Below are 4,151 nucleotides of genomic sequence, written 5' to 3' on the forward strand. Positions count from 1 at the left end.
AACAATCAAAATAATCAACAAAACAATGAGAGTCGAGGCAACAATGAAAATCAACAAACTCCTCAAACCAATCAGCCCATGAACGATAAACAATTGGAACAATTGTTGCAAGGTTTGCGAACACAAGAGAAAAACATCCAGCAAAAGGTTCAATCATCCCTCAAATTCAAGAGGAATGAAGATAATAATGATACAAAGAAAGGATATGGTGGTTATAAAGATTGGTAAATTATGGGCCTTTCTTTTTCCTTTTTTGTCTGCATACCTGACATTCTGTCAGGTAGATTTTAAAGCCTATGCCGACTATCAATCCATTCCCCTTAATGGCAAAGTCACTATTACATATGTACTAAAAAAAGGCAATGTTGAATCTTTCCAACGTCCTGATTTTTCTACATTTCGGATCATTAGCCAGCAATCTATCACTGGGACTGGTGGTATGACTATTATTATTAATAATCAGGTTGTTAACAACGATCAAGGAGAAAGTAAATGGATTTTTGTGCTTGTTCCAACCCAAGTTGGAACATTCACCATACCACCTGCTCGTATTAAGGTAAATGGAAAATGGTATGAATCGAATGCTCTGACCATTCAAGTCACTAGTAAAGGAGCACCATCTAAAGGGACAACCCCCCCTCCGTCTACAACTTATGCTTCTTCAAATCAACAATCATCATCTCGATCTTCTCAATCTAGTATGCATTCCGATATATTTCTGCGATTGGTAGCAAATAAAAACTCCGCCTATGTTGGTGAACAAATTATCGTTAGTTTGCTCATGTATACTCTTTACGATGTTGAAGAATACACCCTAGACAAACTTCCGGTTGTTCCCAATGCATGGTCTGAGGAGCTTCTTAATCCAAAATCTTCTGTAAAAACGTGGAATGAGACGATAGGCAATAAAACTTACCTTGTCGGGGAGATTAGAAAAATAGCTATTTTTCCACAAACTGCTGGAAAACTGGTAATTCCATTCACAGAACTTGAGGCAGTCATCAAAATCTACGACCAAAAGCAATACGATCCTTTTTCTCTTTTTGACCAATTTTTCAAAGATCCTTTCAACTTTAATTTCGACCCATTTAGTTCTTTTAAAAATTTTCGACTGGAAAAAATTAAACTTCAAAGTAATACGCTATCTCTTGATATTTTACCACTACCAAGTAAAGGTAAACCCACCAACTTTAACGGTGCTGTTGGTCAGTTTACGGCCGAAGCCTCTCTCGACAATAACGTGATCAAAAGTGGTGACGTTGGGACTTTAAAAATTACCATTCGTGGAAAAGGTAATTTACCACTCATTCAATATAGTCCTTTTGATCAGGACGATTCGATTCAAGTTTTTGAACCGGATATATCACTTGATTTAAACAAGACCTCTTCAGGTGTTGAAGGAATAAAAACCTTTACTTATCTTTTCCAGCCTAATTTTTCGGGAAAAACAACTTTGCATTTGAATCCTTTTTATTATTTTGATCCTGTGCGAAAACAATACGATAGCATTACTTTCCAGGCCTTACCTTTAACCATCATACAAGGACCAGCGGATCAGCAAGTTTTAGCTGAAAAAAAATTTCAGGAAGACATTCGTGGAATTTCCGAGCCTATTAAGTTGTTCATGTTTTCCAAGCAATTTGCTTTTTCATGGGCTTATTGGGGAATACATGGACTTGTTTTGTTGATTGTTGCAGCCACGCTTTTCATTTATCGAAAACGAATAGCGTTGATGCAAAACGTAGCGGATTATCGAATGAGGCAGGCTCAAAAGCTTGCCCGAAAACGGCTGAAAATGGCTGAAAAATGGATGCTTGCTAACCGCGAAAACGAATTTCTTGATACAATTGCTGAAACGCTGTGGATGTTCATTCTTGAGAAATTTAAAATGCCCATGATGGAACTTAACCGCGACACTGCTCGAAAAACTTTAATCGACCATCAAATTCCTATTCCCATTGTGGATAATTTTATGCAATTGCTCGAGGAGGTGGATTTTTTCCGGTTTGCTCCGGTTTCTCAAAAACCTAAGATGCGTGATATTTACGACAAAGCTTCTAATCTTATTGTAAAAATCATTTTCAATAGGCGTTATGAATAGAATCAAGTATTTCGCTACTTTAACAACGTGGTGGTTTTTGGCATGGGCTTCTGATCCTGTAAAACTAGTGGATTCTGGTATAGCTGCTTATGCTGGGAAAAAATATGATGTTGCTATAGAAAAATTTATTCATGTGCTTCAAATGGGGTATGGAAGTAGTCAACTGTATTACAATTTGGGCAATGCATATTATCGTATGAAAGACTACCCGCGTGCTCTTTGGTGTTATGAAAAAGCTCTTCTGTGGGATGCTTCTTTTTCAGACGCCCGTTACAATTATGACATGGTACAGAAACAACTTTTTTCCGATAAGACCAGCAAACCACCATATCTCACAACGGTAATTTTAAAGAAGTCATACGAGCTTTTGCCGTTGAAGGCATGGGCTATTATTTCTGTAGTGTTTTTCGTACTTGTTTCGATTTTCTTTTTAATTTTTTTCTTTTCTCAAAGTAAGGGACTGAGGCGTTTGTTCTTTTTGATTTCTTTTCTTTTGTTTTTTTTCTGGGTCGTATCGTTGGTTATGACAGGATATGGTTATCGTCAGATATATCGTAATTCATATGGATTTGTAGTGGATAATACACTGGTTTTAAAAAGTGAACCAATTGAGGATGCAATTGCCATTGGCAATGTAAAGCCTGGTTTAAAGGTTAGAATTCTTAAAGAAAAAGATAATTTTTATTATATTGAAACCCCTGATGGAATGAAAGGTTGGATTAAGAAGGGGAATCTTTTATTGTTAAGGTCTATTGTTCCAATTCCTCAATGAGTTGAGGATCGAGCGTTACTGGTTCAGCTTTTACGACAGTCCATGTTTGGAGGTTAAAGGTTGTTCCATGTTGGAGGAAACCCACTTGAATACCATCAATGGTAATAGGGGTGTTGTCAGGAATTTGATGATAGTTGTTGTAGGTTAGGTGGTTAGTTCGAACGACTGTAATCATGCCGGATCCAATGACTTCGGCTATTTGATCAGGGTGGATGAAAAGAGCTGTATCTTCGCCAATACCAATACCGAACTGGCTGATGCCCGTGCAAAGGAATTGTGTAAGTCTACCCAGTCGTCCGCGGGAGATGAAATGGGTATCTACGGTAAAGTTCACCAGTCCCAGTCCTTCAGCAAATTGAACTCTTCCTTTGACCAAACCCAGCTGATTACCATCATAAATCATGGGATTAGACATGACGGCAGCTCCTGCAGAGGTTCCAGCCACATGCAGGCCATCGTTAAAAAATCTATTTTTAATGATGCGATGTACGCTAGTGTTTCCGATGATGTTAAAAAGTCTGACCTGATCGCCTCCTGTAAAGAAAACAAGGTTAGTGTTCAACAATTCGTTGATGTATGAACTTTGTTCGGCATCAACTGGATCTTTCATATCGAGCACAGCGACATGCGGTACACCCAAGTCTATGAAAATATCTTGATAATCTCTTCCGAGGGAGTAGCCATAGCTCGAAGCAGCTGGAATTACAGCCATTCGTTCAGGTTGGGTTCGTCGGATTAGTTCGTTTAAAATCATTTTTTTATTTTGTCTGTCTTCGGCTCCGCCTATCAACACCAACGTGCCTCGTTTGTGCTTACGTTCAGTCAGGAATAAAGAAAAATTTTTCAACATACGTCCTTCTTTGACGCCACAAAAATAGAAGATTTAATATTTGATAGACCTTTAATTTTTTAAACATTTGAAGCAAATTTTTAGCTAAACAAAGACTTAGCTACAATAAAACCACATAGTGGTTGGATAAAAGTTTTATCCTTATTTTTAATTTGATGCTGATCCATTTCTAAATGAATCGTCCATCAATTGTTTTTGGCAACATTTCTGCAATATTTTATTCATAAATTCGCTATCAAGAAAGTTCTTTGACTATATTTGCAACAGGTTGCCGTTTGGTGAATACTCAGATGCTGCAGTTGTGATTCGCTATCAAGAAAGTTCTTTGACTATATTTGCAACAGGCCTCATCCCAATCCAATTGATGAGAGAAAGGTTGTGATTCGCTATCAAGAAAGTTCCTTGACTATATTTGCAACAGGTAAAAG

The 4,151-nt window shown here is 37.6% G+C and carries 4 protein-coding genes; 3 read left to right on the forward strand and 1 reads right to left on the reverse strand.

What is annotated here, in order from left to right:
- From N2Z72_04975 to N2Z72_04985, 3 genes are all read left to right on the forward strand, one after another.
- Positions 1-228 (forward strand): hypothetical protein (locus N2Z72_04975; GenBank protein MCX7697031.1); only part of this gene is annotated, 228 nt, incomplete at its 5' end.
- Positions 206-2,101: a BatD family protein gene (locus N2Z72_04980; protein ID MCX7697032.1), complete on the forward strand. Its 1,896-nt coding sequence runs from the start codon at positions 206-208 to the stop codon at positions 2,099-2,101. The genes N2Z72_04975 and N2Z72_04980, both read left to right, overlap by 23 nt.
- Positions 2,094-2,873 carry a tetratricopeptide repeat protein gene (locus N2Z72_04985; protein ID MCX7697033.1) on the forward strand — a complete coding sequence of 260 codons (780 nt, stop codon included), beginning with the start codon at positions 2,094-2,096 and terminating at the stop codon, positions 2,871-2,873. The genes N2Z72_04980 and N2Z72_04985 overlap by 8 nt, the downstream gene beginning before the upstream one ends.
- On the opposite strand, the gene N2Z72_04990 is transcribed toward N2Z72_04985, so the two are convergent.
- The gene (locus tag N2Z72_04990; protein MCX7697034.1) at positions 2,851-3,723 is read right to left on the reverse strand and encodes a cyanophycinase; all 873 of its coding nucleotides are present in this window, start codon (positions 3,721-3,723) and stop codon (positions 2,851-2,853) included. The genes N2Z72_04985 and N2Z72_04990 overlap by 23 nt on opposite strands.
- Positions 3,724-4,151 lie beyond the last annotated feature (428 nt).

The organism is Bacteroidales bacterium (assembly GCA_026418905.1).
Lineage (GTDB): Bacteria > Bacteroidota > Bacteroidia > Bacteroidales > DTU049 > JAOAAK01.